At 71.9% G+C, this 17,208-nt stretch carries 14 protein-coding genes; 7 read left to right on the top strand and 7 right to left on the bottom strand.

The window, feature by feature from the left end:
* Nucleotides 1-72: 72 nt before the first annotated feature.
* On the bottom strand, nucleotides 73-477 hold the full coding sequence (locus KXR53_RS10825) for a DUF6496 domain-containing protein (RefSeq protein WP_437375144.1): 405 nt from the start codon (nucleotides 475-477) through the stop codon (nucleotides 73-75).
* A gap of 205 nt (nucleotides 478-682) precedes the next feature.
* Here KXR53_RS10825 and KXR53_RS10820 point away from each other — a divergent pair, with 205 nt between their 5' ends.
* The 3 genes from KXR53_RS10820 to KXR53_RS10810 all read left to right on the top strand — a co-directional run bounded on the left by KXR53_RS10820 (nucleotide 683) and on the right by KXR53_RS10810 (nucleotide 5,266).
* The gene (locus KXR53_RS10820; protein ID WP_437375143.1) at nucleotides 683-3,199 is read left to right on the top strand and encodes a mechanosensitive ion channel family protein; all 2,517 of its coding nucleotides are present in this window, start codon (nucleotides 683-685) and stop codon (nucleotides 3,197-3,199) included.
* Entirely contained in the window at nucleotides 3,189-3,962 is a 774-nt protein-coding gene (locus KXR53_RS10815; protein ID WP_437375142.1) for a class I SAM-dependent methyltransferase, read from the top strand. Before KXR53_RS10820 ends, KXR53_RS10815 begins: the two co-directional genes overlap by 11 nt.
* Nucleotides 3,963-4,192: 230 nt before the next feature.
* Nucleotides 4,193-5,266 carry an OmpA family protein gene (locus KXR53_RS10810; protein WP_437375141.1) on the top strand — a complete coding sequence of 358 codons (1,074 nt, stop codon included), beginning with the start codon at nucleotides 4,193-4,195 and terminating at the stop codon, nucleotides 5,264-5,266.
* 36 nt (nucleotides 5,267-5,302) lie between these two features.
* Here the strand turns inward: KXR53_RS10810 and KXR53_RS10805 are convergent, their stop codons facing one another.
* The 6 genes from KXR53_RS10805 to KXR53_RS10780 form a co-directional block, all read right to left on the bottom strand.
* Nucleotides 5,303-6,079 (bottom strand): DUF2182 domain-containing protein, encoded by a 777-nt coding sequence (locus KXR53_RS10805; protein ID WP_437375140.1) that lies wholly within the window; start codon nucleotides 6,077-6,079, stop codon nucleotides 5,303-5,305.
* 9 nt (nucleotides 6,080-6,088) lie between these two features.
* On the bottom strand, nucleotides 6,089-6,718 hold the full coding sequence (locus KXR53_RS10800) for a DUF1326 domain-containing protein (RefSeq protein WP_437375139.1): 630 nt from the start codon (nucleotides 6,716-6,718) through the stop codon (nucleotides 6,089-6,091).
* Nucleotides 6,719-6,839: 121 nt separating this feature from the next.
* Nucleotides 6,840-8,921: a hypothetical protein gene (locus KXR53_RS10795; RefSeq protein ID WP_437375138.1), complete on the bottom strand. Its 2,082-nt coding sequence runs from the start codon at nucleotides 8,919-8,921 to the stop codon at nucleotides 6,840-6,842.
* 3 nt (nucleotides 8,922-8,924) lie between these two features.
* Entirely contained in the window at nucleotides 8,925-11,678 is a 2,754-nt protein-coding gene (locus KXR53_RS10790; RefSeq protein ID WP_437375137.1) for a DUF4159 domain-containing protein, read from the bottom strand.
* Nucleotides 11,672-12,586, bottom strand: a complete 915-nt coding sequence (locus tag KXR53_RS10785) for a DUF58 domain-containing protein (protein ID WP_437375136.1) — start codon at nucleotides 12,584-12,586, stop codon at nucleotides 11,672-11,674. The genes KXR53_RS10790 and KXR53_RS10785 overlap by 7 nt, the downstream gene beginning before the upstream one ends.
* A 7-nt stretch (nucleotides 12,587-12,593) precedes the next feature.
* Nucleotides 12,594-13,607 carry an AAA family ATPase gene (locus KXR53_RS10780; RefSeq protein ID WP_437375135.1) on the bottom strand — a complete coding sequence of 338 codons (1,014 nt, stop codon included), beginning with the start codon at nucleotides 13,605-13,607 and terminating at the stop codon, nucleotides 12,594-12,596.
* Between the two features lie 114 nt (nucleotides 13,608-13,721).
* Between KXR53_RS10780 and KXR53_RS10775 the strand changes: the two genes are divergently transcribed.
* From KXR53_RS10775 to KXR53_RS10760, 4 genes are all read left to right on the top strand, one after another.
* Nucleotides 13,722-14,225 carry a DUF1285 domain-containing protein gene (locus KXR53_RS10775; RefSeq protein ID WP_437375134.1) on the top strand — a complete coding sequence of 168 codons (504 nt, stop codon included), beginning with the start codon at nucleotides 13,722-13,724 and terminating at the stop codon, nucleotides 14,223-14,225.
* A complete protein-coding gene (locus KXR53_RS10770; protein WP_437375133.1) occupies nucleotides 14,222-14,836 on the top strand; it encodes a CoA pyrophosphatase in 615 nt (204 codons plus the stop codon). The genes KXR53_RS10775 and KXR53_RS10770 overlap by 4 nt, the downstream gene beginning before the upstream one ends.
* Entirely contained in the window at nucleotides 14,833-16,032 is a 1,200-nt protein-coding gene (locus KXR53_RS10765) for a CCA tRNA nucleotidyltransferase (protein WP_437375132.1), read from the top strand. The genes KXR53_RS10770 and KXR53_RS10765 overlap by 4 nt, the downstream gene beginning before the upstream one ends.
* A gap of 145 nt (nucleotides 16,033-16,177) precedes the next feature.
* The gene (locus tag KXR53_RS10760) at nucleotides 16,178-17,029 is read left to right on the top strand and encodes an alpha/beta fold hydrolase (RefSeq protein ID WP_437375131.1); all 852 of its coding nucleotides are present in this window, start codon (nucleotides 16,178-16,180) and stop codon (nucleotides 17,027-17,029) included.
* The last annotated feature ends 179 nt before the right edge of the window (nucleotides 17,030-17,208 follow it).

Genomic DNA, 17,208 nt, shown 5'->3' with positions numbered 1-17,208 from the left:
GATCCGGCATTCATAGCAAGAGGATCGCGTGTCGACCACGGCCGATCGGTGGGATCGCCCCGCGCCCGGACGTCACCGATGCAGCGCGCGCTCGAGCTCGCCCTTCGACATCTTCGACCGGCCGGGGATGTTCCGGCGCCTCACCTCGGCGTAGAGCTCGCTGCGGCTCTTGCCGGCGTCGTCGGCGCGCTTGCGGGCGGTCTGGCGGCGCATCGTCCGGTCCTGTGCCGCCTTGCCCTCGGTTTCCGCCTCCGCGGTCTCGCCACGGCGCTCCTTCGCCTTGGTCCGGCTCAGGCTCTGCCGCTTCTCCTGCGGGCTCTGCTGCCGGCTGGCGCCGGCCTCGCGCAGGGCGATCGCGACCGCCTGCTTCGGGTTCTTGACCTTGGGGCCGGTGCCCCGGATCCGAAGCTCGCCGTGCTTGAACTCGTGCATCACGCGCCCGACGGTCTCCTTCTGGCCCTTGGATTGCCGCGGCATGATGACCTCCTTCGTCTGCGGCCCTGGCGGATGCCGTGGCCGCCTTTCAGGCGAACGGAGCGGGCGGGCCGAGGGTTCCGGCGGGATTCGAGGCTCGGCGGGGCACTGAATTGCTGCTGCGACGCCGCGTGGGCTCGCCTTCTTTCGGCCGCTTTGGCATGCAGGGTGGACTCCTCCCATCCATCGCGGTGCCATCCGGCCGAATATGATCCATCGCGCGCTCCTCCATCGCCTCCTGGTCCTTGTCGCTTTCTGCCTGCCGGCGCTGCCGGCCGCAGCGCAGCAGCAGGAGGCGCCGAAGCCCGACTTCGCGACGCAGATCGCCGGCTGGCAAAGCACGCTCAACCAGCTCGAGGTCCAGCTTTCGGCCCTGGGGCTGACCGAGGACAGCTACAACGCCCTGCGCGATCAGGCGGCCGCGATCTCCGACCAGGCCAAGGCGGCGGCCGAAGCCGCCCGCGCCGACGCTGCCCAGGCCAAGCAGATGGGCGACGCGCTGGGGCCACCGCCGGCCGAGGGCGCGCCGCCCGAAGCCGAGTCGGTCACGGCCGACCGCAAGCGCCTGGCCGACCAGGCCGCCGCGGCCGACGGCCAGGCCAAGCAGGCCGACCTGATCCAGGCCCGGGCCGACATCCTGCTGCGCAGCGCCGCCGCGGCGCGGCTGGACCAGTTCCGGCGCAACCTGCTGTCGGTGTCGCCGGCCGCCTTCGACCCCGAGACCTGGGTCGAGATCCCGGACCAGACCGGCTACCTGCTCATGCGGCTGCTGCGGCCGTTCCAGGACCGCGGCAGCGCCGGCTGGGACGGGGTGGGCGAAATGGCGCGCCGCATCTTGTTCGCCACCATCGGCCTCGGCATCGGCTGGCTGGTGCGGCGCTGGCTGCTGCGCCATTTCGGTCGCCGCCCGGCGGAGACCGTGCCGTCCTTCGGCCGCCGGGTCGCGGCCGCCGCCGTCCACACCATCGCCCACGGCGTACTGCCGGCGATGGTGACGCTGGCGGCGGCGGTGATCTGCGCCGGCTGGCTCGGCGACCGGCCGGCCAGTTATGTCGCCATGATCGCGCTGGGCGTGCTGGCCTGGGGCATCGTCGCCTATTTCCTGACCTCGGCCGCGACCGCGGCGGTGCTGACCCCGGACGAGCCGGCCTGGCGCCTGATCGAGCTGACCGACGCCTCTGCCCGGGCACTGCATCGCGCCCTGCAGGCGGCGATCATGATCTGGGCCGTCGCCGGCATGACCCTGGCGATCGCCGACGGGCGGATCCTGCTGCAGAGCGAGCTGCGCGCGCTCCTGATCGCCGCGGCGCTGACCGCCGGGGCGCTGGCGCTGCTGACCGTGCTGCCGGGATCGCTCTGGGGCCACCGTGCCGATCTCCAGGCCGTGCCCGAGGGAGAGGCCGCCGACGACCGGCCGCCCGACCGTCCGACCTCGCGGCCACCCGGGCGCTGGCCGCGGCTGCGCCTGCTGGCGGCCCTCCTGGCCGTGGTGGTGATGGTGGCGGGGCTGATCGGCTATCAAAAGCTGGCGCTCTACATCGCCTATCTGTTGGCGGCCTCGATCGGCATCGGCGCGGCCTTCCTGATCCTGCGCCGCATGGTGCAGGAGGCGGTCGGCCGGTTCCTGACCCAGCCGGTCGGGGCCACCGCCAAGATCCGCCATTCGCTGTTCCCGAACGACCGCGGCCTGTGGGCGTTCGAGACCGGCGCCGGCCTCTCGGCCGACATCGTCTTCGGCATCGCCGCCTTCCTGGCCCTGGCGCCGGTGCTGGGGCTCAGCGCCGGCGACATCTCGGCGATCGGCGGCACGATCCTGAACGGCGCCACGGTCGGCGGCGTGCGCATCGCGCCGCTCGACATCCTCGGCGCCGTGGTCGCCTTCACCCTCGGCATCACCGCCACCCGCTTTCTGCAGCGCCGGCTCGATTCGCGCTTCCTCGACAAGCTGCAGATCGACCTCGGCCTGAAGAACTCGATCCGCACCGGCATCGGCTATCTCGGCGTGCTGATCGCGGCGCTGCTCGGCGTCGGCGTGCTCGGCCTCGACCTGTCGAATCTCGCGCTGATCGCCGGCGCCCTCTCGGTCGGCATCGGTTTCGGCCTGCAGAACATCGTCCAGAACTTCGTCGCCGGCCTGATCCTGCTGGTCGAGCGGCCGGTGAAGGTGGGCGACTGGGTGGTGATCGGCGGGGCCGAAGGCGTGGTCCGGCGGATCAGCGTCCGCGCCACCGAGATCCAGACCTTCCAGCGCTCCTCCGTGATCGTGCCGAACGGCACCCTGATCTCGTCCCAGGTCGTCAACTGGACCCACAAGGACAAGAATGGCCGGGTCGACATCCCGGTCTCGATCGCCGCCTCGGCCGATGCCGAGCAGGCGCGCGAGATGCTGCTGGACATCGCCAAGGCGGACAACCGCGTCAGCGCCTTCCCGGCGCCGGTCGTCGCCTTCAAGAGCTTCAGCACCGCGACGCTCGATCTCGAGCTGCGCTGCCACATCTCCAACGTCGACAACTTCGCCGGGGTCGGCACCGATCTGCGCTTCGCCATCTGGAAGGCATTCCGCGAGGCCGGCATCGCTTTCCAGCCGATCCCGGCCGATATCTCGCTGCCCCAGGCGGTGCAGGTGCTGGCGACCGCGGTGCGGGAGCGCGACGGCGTCCGCGGCAATGGCGCGGCCCATGGCGACGCGCCGGAGGAGGCGCGGGAGCCGTCGAATGCTGCATGACCTCGGCCGCGTCGTCGGCGCCATCGCCCGCGACCGGCTGGACGAGGCGGCGGTGTACCGGCGCGAACGGCTCTACGCCCGGCCGCGGGCGCCGGCCGGGCCGCCGGGCGTGCTGGAATGCCCGATCTGCGGCACCCGGGCGCGCCGCTTCCTGCGCTTCGGCCTCGAGGGGCGGCGCAACGCCATGTGCCCGGGCTGCGGCAGCGTCGAGCGGCACCGCTTCCTCTGGCTGTACCTGACCGCCCGGACCGGCCTGCTGACCGGCCGGCACCGGGTGCTGCATGCGGCACCCGAGCCGTGGCTCGAGGCGCGGCTGCGCGGGCTGCCCAATCTGCGCTACCGCTCGGTCGACCGCTTCAACCCCTTTGCCGATATCCAGGCCGACCTGACGGCGCTGCCCTTCGCCGATGCCGCCTTCGACGTCGTGATCGCCAACCACGTGCTGGAGCACATTCCGGAGGACAGGGCGGCTATCGCCGAGCTGGCGCGGGTCCTGCGCCCCGGCGGCCGGGCCATCCTGATGGTCCCCTTCGATCCGAAGGGCCCGACCCAGGAAGGCGCCGGCATCGCCGACCCGGTCGAGCGGATGCGCCGCTTCGGCCACCCCTACCATTACCGCATCAACGGCCGCGACTTCCCCGATCGGCTGGCCGCCGCCGGGCTGGCGCCGATCATGGTCGACAGCCGGGCCCTGCTGCGGCCGCATCTGCGCCGCAGGTTTCGTGTGAACCGGAATCATCTGTTCGACTGCCGCAGGCGATAAGCAGGAGCCGCATTTGCGGCATTTGCATTAAATTCAACTCATGAAGCGGGGATGCGGCGAAACCTTTACGATCTGGTAAAGAACCGTCCGTACTTCGTATTGAATCCTTGATTTCTGATTGATCGGCGGCCGAAGCCTCCGTATTGATGCGAAGGGGGCCGAATGAAACCCAGCATCGCTCTGCCGGGGGTTGGGGGCCCTGGTTTGAACTCTGACCAGGATGGCGGCACATGAGGATTTTGACGTTGTGCGCGGCGGCCACCGCTGCCGTGCTGCTGGCCACGCCCGTCATGGCCCAGCAGGCGAGGGGAATCTATCTCGGCGCGGGCGCCGGCGTGAACATCCGGCAGGATCAGAGATGGTCGTTCGACGACCCGGTCACCGACGGCCATGCCGACGTCTCCTTCGACACGGCACCGACGGGCAATATCTATGTCGGCTATGATTTCGGCGCGATCCGGGCCGATCTCGAAGGCAGCTTCCGTCAGAACGACATCGGAACGACCAAGCTGAGCTATGATTCCTTCCAGTTGAACCGGTTCGTCACGGTCCCCGGCGTCGACAACCAGAAGATCAACGTCAAGGGCCATGAGCGCACCATCGGCCTGATGGCCAACGTCTATTACGATTTCGAGTTCGGCTCGCCCTTCGTGCCCTATGTCGGCGGCGGCATCGGCGTCGGCTTCAACAATTGGAAGGTCAAGGCCAAGGATTTCGACATCGACTTCGAATACGATTCGCCGCTCTTCGCCTACCAAGGCATCGCCGGCGTGTCCTACGCCATCACGCCGAAGCTGAATGCCAATCTGGAGTACCGCTATTTCGGCGAGACCGGGGCCGAGTTCACCTCGGGCAGCACCAAGATCAAGCTCGACGCCCCGGCGAACCACACCATCCTGGTCGGCATCAAATACATCTTCGACTTCGGCGCCGCCTCGGGCGAGCCGGCGCCGGAGACGCCGGTCGACACCGGCCGGCGCAGCTATCTGGTGTTCTTCGACTTCGACAGCTCGCGCCTGACGCCGGAGGCGCGGTCGATCGTCGCCGCCGCCGCCACCGACGCAAGGCGGGGCGAGTCGACCCGCATCGACGTCACCGGCCACACCGACCGCTCCGGCAGCCCGGCCTACAACCAGGCGCTGTCGGTGCGCCGGGCGGAGGCGGTCCGGACCCAGCTCGTCGCCGACGGGGTCGCCGACGACCTGATCGTGGTCCGCGGCGTCGGCGAATCCGACCCGCTGGTGCCGACGGCCGACGGCGTGCGCGAGCCGCAGAACCGGCGGGTCGAGATCGTGATGAACTGAGGCGGAAAGGGCGTAGGCCGGGCTCGCGAGGCCGGCCTACGCCGCCGCCAGCACCCAGCCGCCCCAGAGCACCAGGCCGGCACCGGCGGCCCGGCCGAGCCAGGGGCCGGCGGGAATCGTCTTCTCCAGCAGCACGAACAGCGCGATGACGCCGATCCAGGCCAGGCTCATCACGCCGCCGACGAACAGCAGCAGCATCAACGCCCAGCAGCAGCCGAGGCAATAGAGGCCGTGGCGCAGGCCGAGGCCGAGCGGCCTCGACCGGTGGTGCCGGGTGAGGAATTCGACCGGCGACCGGCAGCGGGTGAGGCAGCGGTTCTTCGGCCCGGTGAACTGGTAGACGCCCGCCACCACCAGGGCGGCGCCGGCCAGCGCCGTGCTGGCGGTGGCCATCGACGGCAGCAGCAGGGCCAGGGCGTCGAGGCGCCATTGCAGCAAGGTGGCGAGCAGGCTGAAGCCGGCCCAGACCACGATGTAGCCGAGGGTGAACAGCGCCGTCGACGCATGCGGCGACGCCTGGCGGCGATGGCGCTGCAGCGCGGCATAGGTCAGCACCGTCGGTGCCGCGCCCGGCAGCATCATCGCCACCATCATCACCGTCCACATCGCGACCATCAGCAGGAAATAGGTCGCGGTCCAGGGCATCGGCATGGGCATCGCCATCATCGCCGGATCCATCGCCATGCCCGGCATCCCGATGCCGAGGCCGGTATAAATCCAAGCGGCAGCGCAGACGAAGGCGAGGGCGGCCAACGTTACCAGGCGGTCGCGGCGCAGCACCGCCTCGATCACGGATGGGGCCGTGGTGGCCATCGGCGCCGGCTATGCCACGATCCCGCTGTTGTTGAGGTGAAGGCGGGCGAACTGGGCATAGGTGCCGGCGAGGTCCAGCTCGATGCCGCCGGTGGCCCTGGTGGTGCCGCTGCCGATCTCGGCCAGGCGGTATTCGAAGCCGTGCGGCAGATCGATGCGGGCGCGGTGCTCGGCGCCGGTCACCGGGTTGCGGATCGGCTCGGCGTTGATCTCGACCACGCCCGGCACGACGACGCGCCCGCGGCGGCGATCGACGTCGATCTCGATCTCGATCGGCTTGAACAGGGGCTCGAGCCGGTTCGGCGACATGGCGGTGAACACCCACCACATGGTCGCCATGTCCTCGGTCTCCTGGCCGGTCATGATCTTGAGCAGAGCGTCGCGCTGTGCGGCATCGGCCCGCTCGTCGATGATCAGCTGCATGGTGCCGTTGCCGTGATGCACCGGCCCGGGCCAGCGATACAGGCCGCCGGCCCGCAGCCCGTCCAGGCTGACCTCGCCGAAATGGCCGGTCTCGATCTGGAAGCCGGCGGCGGCGCGGCAATGCCCATGCGTCGGCAGGTCGTTGAACTGGCACGGGCAGCCATAGGAGCAGTTGCAGTTGGCGAGCTCCGTCGCCTTCAATTCCCATTTCACCATCGTCTTGGCCTCCCCGAAGGGGCTCGCTGGAGCAGCCGCAACAATCGATCAAAGCATAAAAGGCTATTAAAATATTACGCTTTCTGTGCCGCAATGACAATGCGGCACCCGGAGGAGATCTCTAACGACCCTCGCGCCGCCAAGCGGCCATCAGCCCACCGAGGCCGAGGAACAGGGCGATCAGCGGCGGCAGCAGCGGCGTCTCGGTCATGCCGGTGACAGTGTAGTCGCCATTGCCGCGCAGGCCGATCCAGCCGGCGCCGGCGGCGGCCCGGTCCGGACGGGTGCGGCGGATGCTCGGCACCCCGTCGGCGGCCAGCCAGGCGACGCCGCCGCCGCTGGCCTCGGTGACCGGCGCCAGCCGGTCCGGCACCGCCCGCATGTCGCTCAGCTCCGGCGGGTTCAGGGTGCCGACCACCGCCAGCGCGGTCCTGTCGCCGTCGCTGACGCGGTAGATGCCCGGCCCCTGGGCGTTGACCCGGCCGACATAGAGGCCGGGCGAGGCCTCGTTCAGCGTCACGCTCTGGGTCTTGCCGGCGGGGTCGGTCACGGTCACCAGCGGGTTGGCCTCGTCCAGGCTGCGGCGGCGGATCTCGATGCGCTGCCCGGCCGTCTCGGCACGCAGCACGTTCTCCTCCAGCTCCGGCTCGCGCATCAGCCAATGCGCCAGGCGGCGCAGCAGCTCGGCCTGCGGGCCGCCGCCTTCGAAGCCGCGGCTCCACAGCCAGATCTGATCCGACGCCATCTGCGCCACCCGGCCCTCGCCGACCCGGTTGAGGATCAGCAGGGGACGGCCGCCGTCCCCGGTCATCACCACGTTGCCGCCATGCGGCACCACGTCGATCTGGCGGAACCAGCGGCCCCAGCTCGGCCCGCCGCCCGGGCCGCCGGTGGATCCCTCTAGCGTCGCCGTCACCGGGTGGCGCTGGCCCAACTCGGTCACCTGCGGACGGAAGCCCTGCTCCAGCACCTCGCCGGTCGGCTCTGCCGGCAGGATGTTGCCGATCGGGGTGCGGTACAGGCTCAAGGGCTCGGCGAAGGCCTCGCCCGAAACCTCGAGGAAGGCGCCGCCCTCCTCGACGTAGCGGGCGATATTGCCGAGATAGAGGTTCGGCAGCACCCCCATCCGCCGGTAGCGGTCGAAGATGATGAGGTCGAAGTCCTTCAGGTTGGTCTCGAACAGCTCGCGGATCGGGAAGGAGATCAGCGACAGCTCGTTGATCGGGGTGCCGTCCTGCTTCTCCGGCGGCCGCAGGATGGTGAAGTGCACCAGGTCGACCGAGGGGTCGGATTTCAGGATGTTGCGCCAGGTGCGCTCGCCCGGATGCGGCTCGCCCGAAACCAGCAGCACGCGCAGCCGGTCGCGCACGCCGTTGACGACGATGGCGGCGCGGTTGTTGGCCGGGCTCAGCTCGCCCGGCAGCCCCTCCACCGCGAATTCGAAGACGGTCGGGCCGCCATGGTCGAGGCGGAAGCTGACCTGAGTGTCGCGCCCGACCGGCAGCTGCAGCGCCTCCGGCGCACCGGCGTCCTTGGTCGCGGTCACGGTGGCGACGGCACCGGGCTCGGCCTTCGGCAGGTCGTCGACCCTAAGCGTCACGGTCACGTCCTGGCCGACCAGGCCGAAGCTCGGCGCCTGGGCCACGACGATGCGTCGGTCGAATTCGTCCGGCCGCCCGGTCAGAAGCGTGTGCACCGGCCCGAAGGAGGTGCGGGTGGCCGGGTCGGTCGGGACGTCGTGCACCTGGCCGTCGGTGATCAGGATGGCGCCGGCCAGACGCCGCCGCGGCACATCCGCCGTGGCCGCGCCCAGGGCCTCGAACAGATGGGTCTCATCGAGCGGCGCGTTGGCGTTCTCGCCGACCGTGACGAAGCGGGTCTCGAGGTCGGGGAAGGCGGCCAGCTTGGTGCGCAGATCGGCCAGGGCGGCGTCGATCCGGGCCGGGCGGTCCTCGATCTGGTCGGAGGGCGAGCGGTCGACCACCACCACGGCGACGTCGCGGATCGGGTCGCGCTTCTCCTCCACCAGCGACGGGTTCAGGAGGGCGGCGGCCAGGGCGGCGAAGGCCAGGGCGCGCCAGCCCAGCCCCGGGGCGCGGCGCCAGGCGCCGACCAGCAGGGCCAGCACCGCCAGCCCGAACAGCGGCCCCAGGACGGTCCAGGGCAGCAGCGGCGACAGGGCGACGGAGGTGGCGTCGTCCATGGCCTATTGCCCCAGCCGTTCCAGGATCGCCGGCACATGCACCTGGTCCGACTTGTAGTTGCCGGTCAGGGCGTACATCACCAGGTTGATGCCGAACCGGTAGGCCATCTCACGTTGGCGCTCGCCGCCCGGCACCACCGGCAGCATCGGCGCGCCGCCCGGGCCGATGGCCCAGGCGCCGGCCCAGTCATTGGCGCCGATGATGATGGTCGAGACGCCGTCATTGACCGTGGCGTCCGCGGTCTCCACCCACAGGTCGCTTCCGGTGTAGCGGCCGGGGAAGTCCTGCATCAGGTAGAAGGCGCGGGTCAGGATGTGGTCCGGCGGCACTGGCGTCAGCGGCGGGATGTCGAGGCCTCGGGTCAGCTCGCGCAGCTTCTCGGCGCCCGGCCCGGCCAAGGCCCCGCCGCCGCCCATCCCCTGGTCGCGGGTGTCGAAGAAGATGGTGCCGCCGGTGCGCAAGAAGGCGTTCAGCTTGCCGATCGCGGCGTCGGACAGCGCCGGCTGCCCCGGCGTCACCGGCCAGTAGAGCAGCGGGAAGAAGGCCAGCTCGTCATTCTCGATATTGACGCCGACGGCGCCCTCAGCATTGACCGAGGTGCGGTCGCGCAGCACCTGGGCCAGCCCCTCCAGCCCGGCCTGGCTGACGGCGTCGACATCCTGCTGCCCGGTCTGGACGTAGGCGAGGCGGACATGGTTGGCCATGGCGATGGTGCGCTCGTCCTGGGCCCGTGCCGCGCCGGGGGCGAACAGCGCCGCGGCGACAACGCCGGCGGCCAGCAGCGACGCCGCCGTGGCGCGCCGCGGTGGCGTAAGCAGGCCGCGCATGAACAGGGCGATCAGGCCGTCGAGGATCAGCAGCGCCATGGCCAGGGTGAAGATCCAGGGCCGCAGGTCGATCTCCGCCGGCGCCACGTAGCCCGACACCGCGACGCCGGGGGGCAGGTTGGTGACCGGCTCCAGGCTGGTCACGACCGAGCCGAGATTGAGGGCGCGGCGGCTGTCCTCGGTGCCGTAGAAGCCGGGCGGATGCTCCGGCCCCGGCACGGTGCTGGCGAAGGCGGGGCCGGCGATCGGCAGAGCCAGCGGCGGCGGCGGCACCAGCCGGCCAAGACCGTCCAGCACCCTGACCGGCGGCAGGCTGGCCTGGCCGCTGTCGCCGCCGACGCCGCTGCCCAGCGCCACCACCCGGCGCAGCATGTCGACGAACAGGCCGGAGAAGGCGAGGTTCGACCAGCCCGGCCCGGCCGTGGTGTGGACCAGCACCAGCCAGCCGCGGCCGCGCTTCTCAGCGGTGACGATCGGCGTGCCGTCGGTCAGCCGGGCCCAGGTCTTGTCGGCCAGGTCGGGGGAGGGATCGGCCAGAACCTGGCGCTGGATGCGGACGTCGGACGGGATGGTCAGCCCCTGGAACGGGCTCTTGCCGTCGAATGGCGCCAGCGGCATCGGCTCGGTCCAGGACATGGCGCCGGAGAGGGTGCGGTCGCCGAAGCGCAGCGGCACCGGCACCAGCGGGTCCGGATTGGCCGCCAGGATCGGCCCGGCGAAGCGGATCAGGGCGCCGCCGCCCTCCATCCAGCGCTCCACCGCCTGGCGGTCGGCCTCGGAGGACAGGGTGCCGTCGGGCAGCAGCAGGGCGGCCAGCCGGTCGGTCGGCTGGGTGCCGCCCAAGAGGTCGGAGACGCTGCCGCGGCGGATCTCGGCGAAGGGCTCCAGCGCCCGCTGCAGGTAATAGCTCTCGGTCAGCAGCGGCTGGGCCCGGGCGGTGTCCTGCGGCGCGGCCAGGCCGACCGGCCGGCGGCGCCAGCGCTCGTCGACCAGCACCGTGGCCCCGGCCGTGGTCTCGCCTTCGATCGACACCGCGGCGATGGCGTTGCGCGCGGTCGACGGCAGCTCGAACCGGGCCTCGGCCTGGCGCTGGCCGGCGGCGAAGCGGACCTCGCTGCGGGCCAGCGGGCGGCCGTCCTCGGCCACGGCGCGCAGCACCAGCGGCACGTCGCCCGTGGCCACGGCGCGCTTCACCGGCACGGTCAGGGCGGTCTCGACCACCTGCGGCGTGCCGACCAGATGCGCCAGGTCGAAGGCCGGCGGGATCAGCACCTCCAGGCTGCCGAAGCGCTGCAGCCGGGCGGCGAAATCGCGCACCCCGGCCGCGTCCTTCTCGGTGGTGATGCCGTCGCTGGCCCAGACGACGTGGACCGAGCCGGGCAGGCGCAGCGCGTCGAGCGCCCTCAGCGCCGCCGCCCGATCGGTCGGCCAGGGGCTCGGCGCCAGATTGTCGATCATGCCGCGCGCCTCGCCCGGGCGCAGCAGTCGGCTCGGCGCCACCGGCTCGCCGGGGGCGGTCGGCGCGGTGGTCAGCAGCACCAGGTCGCGGCCGGCCCGCTCCGCCTTGTCCACGGCGGTGCGCAGGGCCTCCTGGCGCTGCGGCCAGCCCTTGCCCGCGGCCCAGCCGTTGTCGACCACCAGCAGCACCGGCCCGCTGCCCGGCAGCGCCGCGCTGGGGTTCAGCACCGGATGCGCCAGCGCGATGATGATCAGCGCGGCCAGCAGCAGGCGCAGCACCATCAGCCACCACGGCATCCGCTCCGGTGTCTCCTCCTGGGTCTGCAGGCCGAGGAGAAGGCGGATCGCCGGGAAGCTCAGCCGCCGCGGCGCCGGCGGGGTGACCCGCAGCAGCCAGTAGATCACCGGCAGCAGGATCAGCGCCGCCAGGATGGCGGGCGCCAGGAAGACGAGGCCGCCGAGCGTCACCATCTGGCCCGTCCCGTCGTGGCGCCGGACATGACGCCCCACAGGCTCAGGAGGGCCGCTTCGGGCGAACGATCGGTGCGGTGGACGGCGAAGCTCCAGCCGGCCCGGCGGGCGATCGCCGCCAGCCCGTCCTGGTGCTGGGCCAGGCGCTCGCGATAGGCGTCGCGGACCGACCGGACCCGCGGGATCAGCGCCGATTCGACTTCCTCGATACCTTCGAAGCGGATGCGGCCCTCGAAGGGCAGTGTCGCCTCCGCCGGGTCGAGGATCTGCAGGATATGGCCGCGCACGCCGCGCGCGGCATAGGCGGCGACGGATTCGCCGAACTCGTCGAGCGGGGCCAGGCAGTCGCCCAACAGCACCATGGCGGCGTGGCGCGGCACCCGCAGCTCCCACGGCACCGCCTTGCTGGAATCGTCGCCGACGGCCTGGTCCAGGGACGCGGCCAGGCGCAGCAGGCTGGCGCGGCCGGTTGCCGGCGGGCTGTCACCGCCGATCAGCGCCACCCGCTCCCCGGCCCGGTTCAGCAGCGAAGCGAGGGCCAGCAGCAGCACCTCGGCGCGCTCACGCTTGGTCGGCAGCGACCGGTCGGAGCGGTAGTCCATCGACGGCGAAGCGTCGCGCCACAGCCAGGCGGTCTGCACCGCCGCCCATTCGGTCTCGCGCTGGAACAGGCCCTCGGACTTGCCCGACTGGCGCCAGTCGATCCGTCCGACCGGCTCGCCCGGCTGGTAGCGGCGGAACTGCCAGAAGCTCTCGCCGACGCCGACCCGACGGCGCCCGTGCACGCCCTGGGCGACGGTGGAGGCGACGCGGTCGGCGGCGATCAGCAGCGGCGGCAGCGTCGCCGCCAGCGCATCGGCCGCCTTGCGCCGCGCAGCCGCGGTCAGGGGTGAGGGACCGGCCGCCACCTCGGCCTCAGCCCAGGCGGGCGACCAGCCGTTCGACCACGTCGGCGATGGTCGCGCCATCGGCCCGCGCGGCGAAGGTCAGGGCCATGCGGTGCTGCAGGATCGGGCGGGCCAGCGCGGCGACGTCGTCGATCGAGGGCGACGGCCGACCGGTCAGGAGGGCGCGGGCGCGGCAGGCCAGCATCAGGGACTGGCTGGCGCGCGGGCCCGGGCCCCAGCCGACCATACGCTGCACCTCGGGCAGGTCAGTCGAATCCGGGCGGGCGGCGCGGACCAGGGACAGGATCGCCTCCAGCACCGCCTCGCCGACCGGCAGGCGGCGCACCAGGCGCTGAGTCCGCTGCAGGGAATCGGGGCTCATCACCGGCTCGATCCCGGCCTCGGCGACGCCGGTGGTGGCCAGCAGCATCCGCCGCTCCGCCGCCAGGTCGGGGTAGCCGACATCGACCTGCATCAGGAAGCGGTCCAGCTGCGCCTCGGGCAGGGGATAGGTGCCCTCCTGCTCCAGCGGGTTCTGGGTGGCCAGCACGTGGAACGGCTCCGGCAGCGGCAGGTAGCGGCCGGCGATCGACACCCGGTGCTCCTGCATCGCCTGCAGCAGCGCCGACTGGGTGCGCGGGCTGGCGCGGTTGATCTCGTCGGCCATCAGCAGCTGGCAGAACACCGGGCCGGGGATGAAGCGGAAGCTGCGGCGGCCGGTCTCGGTCTCCTCCAGCACCTCGGAGCCGAGGATGTCGGCCGGCATCAGGTCCGGCGTGCACTGCACCCGCCGCTCCTCGAGGCCCAGCACGGTGCCGAGCGTCTCGACCAGCCGGGTCTTGGCCAGGCCGGGCAGGCCGACCAGAAGGACATGGCCGCCGGCCAAGATGGTGACGAGGCTCTGGTCGATCACGTCTTGTTGGCCGAAGATGACCCGGCCGATCATGCTGCGCACGGCGGCCAGCCGTTCCACGGCCGCATCGATATCGCCGGGCGTGGCGGGGGTGTCGAGCTCGGACGAGGTCGAAACGGTCGTTTGCATCGGCGTACCGCTCTGCCAGTGAACTGACGGATCTATTTCAAGAGTATGGCGGAATTGAGCGACGACGAGTCCAAGAAAACGCAGCCGAGGCAGGCGCAGTCTGACGCAGCCCCGATGCAGGCGGCCCTGGCGGCCGCCCGGCGCGGCCCGACGGAACAGGACGAGGCCTACGACATCCGCATCGCCCGCGACGGCACCTGGTACCACAATGGCGGCCCGATCCGCCGGCTGGCCCTGGTCAAGCTGTTCGCCACCGTGCTGCGGCGGGACGAGGCCGGCGACTATTGGCTGATCACGCCGGCGGAGCGGGGGCGGATCACCGTCGACGACGCACCCTTCGTCGCCGTGGCGGTGGAGGTCGCCGGGACCGGCGAGGACCAGGTCCTGACCTTCCGCACCAATCTCGACCAGCTCTGCGAGGCCGGGCCGGAGCACCCGATCCGCGTCAGCTTCGCGCCTGACACCGGCGAGCCGTCGCCCTATATCCGGGTGCGGGACGGGCTCGACGCGCTGCTGTCGCGCCCGGTCTTCTACGAGCTGGCCGAGATCGCCGTCAGCCATGACGGCCGGATGGGGGTATGGAGCCACCGGACATTCTTCCCGCTGGACCAGGCGTGAGTGCCGGGTCGCCTTCGGCCGTGGCCGATCTGGAGCGGCTGCGGCGCTACCGGCCGCGCCTCTCGCGCGGCGACCACGACCTGAACCCGGACCTGACGCCGATGCCGATGCTGCGGCCGGCGGCGGTGCTGGTGCCGATCGTCCGGCGGCCGGAGGGCGACGCCATCCTCCTGACCCTGCGCACGCCGCATCTGACCGCCCATGCCGGCCAGATCGCCTTCCCCGGCGGCGGCGTCGACGCGGAGGACCCCGACCCGCTGGCCGCGGCGCTGCGCGAGACGGAGGAGGAGATCGGCCTGCCGCGCGGGAAGGTCGAGATCGTCGGCCGGCTCGACACCTATGTCAGCCGCACCGGCTTCGAGATCCAGCCCTTCGTCGGGCTGCTGACGCCGCCCTTGGAGACCGCGCCCGACCCGTTCGAGGTGGCGGAGATCTTCGAGGTGCCGCTGGCCTTCATCCTGGCCCCCGGCAACCCGAAGCTGCACCGCGTCACCGTGCAGGGGGTGGAGCGGCAGTACTACGCCTTCCCCTATCGCGACCGCTATGTCTGGGGGGTGACCGCGGGCATCCTGCGGAACCTGCGCGACGTGCTGCTCGAGGCCGCCGGATGACACCGCTCCGCCTGTCGCCGCTGCCGCGCTGGGCCACCGACCCCGCCGCTCGGGCGGTGATCAACGCGCTGTCGATCCCGGGCTTCGATCCCCGCTTCGTCGGCGGCTGCGTGCGCAACGCGCTGCTCGGGCGCGACGCCGACGATGTCGACATCGCCACGCCGCTCAAGCCGCAGGCGGTGATGGTGGCGCTGCGCAATGCCGGGCTCGGCGTCATCCCGACCGGGCTGGAGCACGGCACCGTCACCGCCCGCTCCGGCGGCAGGAGCTTCGAGGTGACGACGCTCCGCGTCGATGTCGAGACCGACGGCCGGCACGCCATCGTCGAGTTCACCGCCGACTGGCGGGCCGATGCGGCGCGGCGCGACTTCACCATGAACGCGCTGTCGGCCGACCCGGACGGCACGGTGCACGACTATTTCGGCGGGGTGGCGGACGCCCTGGCCGGCCGGGTCCGCTTCGTCGGCGACCCGGCGCAGCGCATCGCCGAGGACGCGCTGCGCATCCTGCGCCTCTTCCGCTTCCACGCCCATTACGGAAGCGGCGAGCTGGACCCGCCGGCGCTGGCCGCCTGCGCCGCCGCTTCCGGCAGCCTCGACCGGCTGTCGGGCGAGCGGGTGCGGACCGAGCTCTTGAAGCTGCTGGCCGCGCCCGACCCGGTGCCGGTGTGGCGGGCGATGGTCGAGGCCGGCATCGCCCCGCACGTGATCGGCGAGGACGGCGACATCGCCCGGCTGCAGGGGCTGGTGCAGGTGGCCCCCGCTTCCGACCCGCTGCTGCGCCTCGCGGCGCTGCTGCACGGCGAGGCGGCGGCGGTGGCGGCGCGGCTCCGGCTGTCGAATGACGAGCGCGACCGGCTGGTCGGGCTGCAGGACGGCATCCCGGACAAGGCGCCGGACGAGGTCGGGGTGCGGCTGCTGCTGTACCGCCACGGCCGCGCCGGCGGCCGCGACCGGCTGCGCCTGGCCTGGGCGGCGGCGCCGAAGCGCTGGAGCTTCAAGCGCGCTTTGGCGGCGCTGGAGAAGGAGCCGGTGCCGAGCCTGCCGGTGCGCGGCCGCGACGTGGTCGCGCTCGGCCTCTCCGGCCCCGCCGTCGGCCGGGCCCTGGCCGAGATCGAGCGCTGGTGGATCGGCCAGGGCCTGCGCCCCGGCCGGGACGAGAGCCTGGACCGGCTGCGGGAACTGGCCAGGGTCTAGGACCAACGGCCTTTGAGATCGACTCTCCGGTTCATTTCCGTCATGGCGAGGCGCGCAGCCACGCCCCTTCGGGGCTCGCCATGACGGGTCCATATTTCGGCCGTAGGTCTAAGACGGCCGGGCTGACGAAAAGGGAGGGGACGAAATGAGCGAAAAGACCATCAAGGCAGGCGGCGTCGAGATCGCGACCGAAGCCTTCGGCGACCCGACGCACCCGCCGGTGCTGCTGATCATGGGCGCCATGGCCTCGATGCTGTGGTGGCCCGAGGCGTTCTGCCGCCGCCTGGCGGACCGGAACCGCTACGTGATCCGCTACGACAACCGCGACACCGGCCTGTCGACCACGACTCCGCCGGGCCAGCCGGACTACGGCTTCGACGACATGGCGGGTGACGCCATCCGCGTGCTCGATGGCTACGGCCTGGGCCGCGCCCATCTCGTCGGCATGTCGCTCGGCGGCATGATCGCGCAGATCGCGGCGCTGGCGGATCCGGACCGGGTCGCCTCGCTGACCGCGATCAGCACCTCGCCGGTCGGCACCGACACCTCGCACCTGCCGCGGACCACGGCGGCCTATCTGGAGCATGCCGCGACCGGCGAATCGGTCGACTGGACCGACCGGTCGCAGGTGATCGACTTCGTACTCCGGGACGTCCGCGCGATCGCCGGCACCGCCCATCCGCACGATGCGGCGGCGGCCCGCCGGCTGATCGAAGCCGATTACGATCGGGCGCGCAGCTTCGCCAGCGTCACCAACCACTTCCTGCTGAAGGGCAGCGGCCGGTGGCGGGGCCGGCTGGGCCAGCTGCAGGCGCCGCTGCTGGTCATCCACGGCACGGCGGACCCGATCTTCCCGGTCGAGCACGGCGCCGCCTTCGCCGACGTCGTGCCGGGCGCCAGGCTGGTTCGGATCGAAGGCGGCGGGCACGAGCTGCACCCGGCGGACTGGGATGTGATCATCGCGGCGATCGCGGAGCACACCGCGGCGGCATCGTAGGACGCCGGGCCGTCACCCGGTGTCCGGTGCGGCTTCGGGTCATCGACATAGAGGCCGAGGCCGAGGGAGCGGCAGAGGCGGTCGGCGGTGGTGGCGGTGGTCTCGGTGTCGAGCCATTCGATCACGTCCGGCTCCTGCAGCCGGACCGCCAGCCCGGCCCTGAGCCCCGGCACCCGGAT

It is taken from the genome of Inquilinus limosus (assembly GCF_051487185.1).
In the GTDB taxonomy this organism is placed as follows: domain Bacteria; phylum Pseudomonadota; class Alphaproteobacteria; order DSM-16000; family Inquilinaceae; genus Inquilinus; species Inquilinus limosus_F.
The sequence above is the reverse complement of the archived record's forward strand: the minus strand, read 5'-3'. Positions and strand labels throughout refer to the sequence as shown.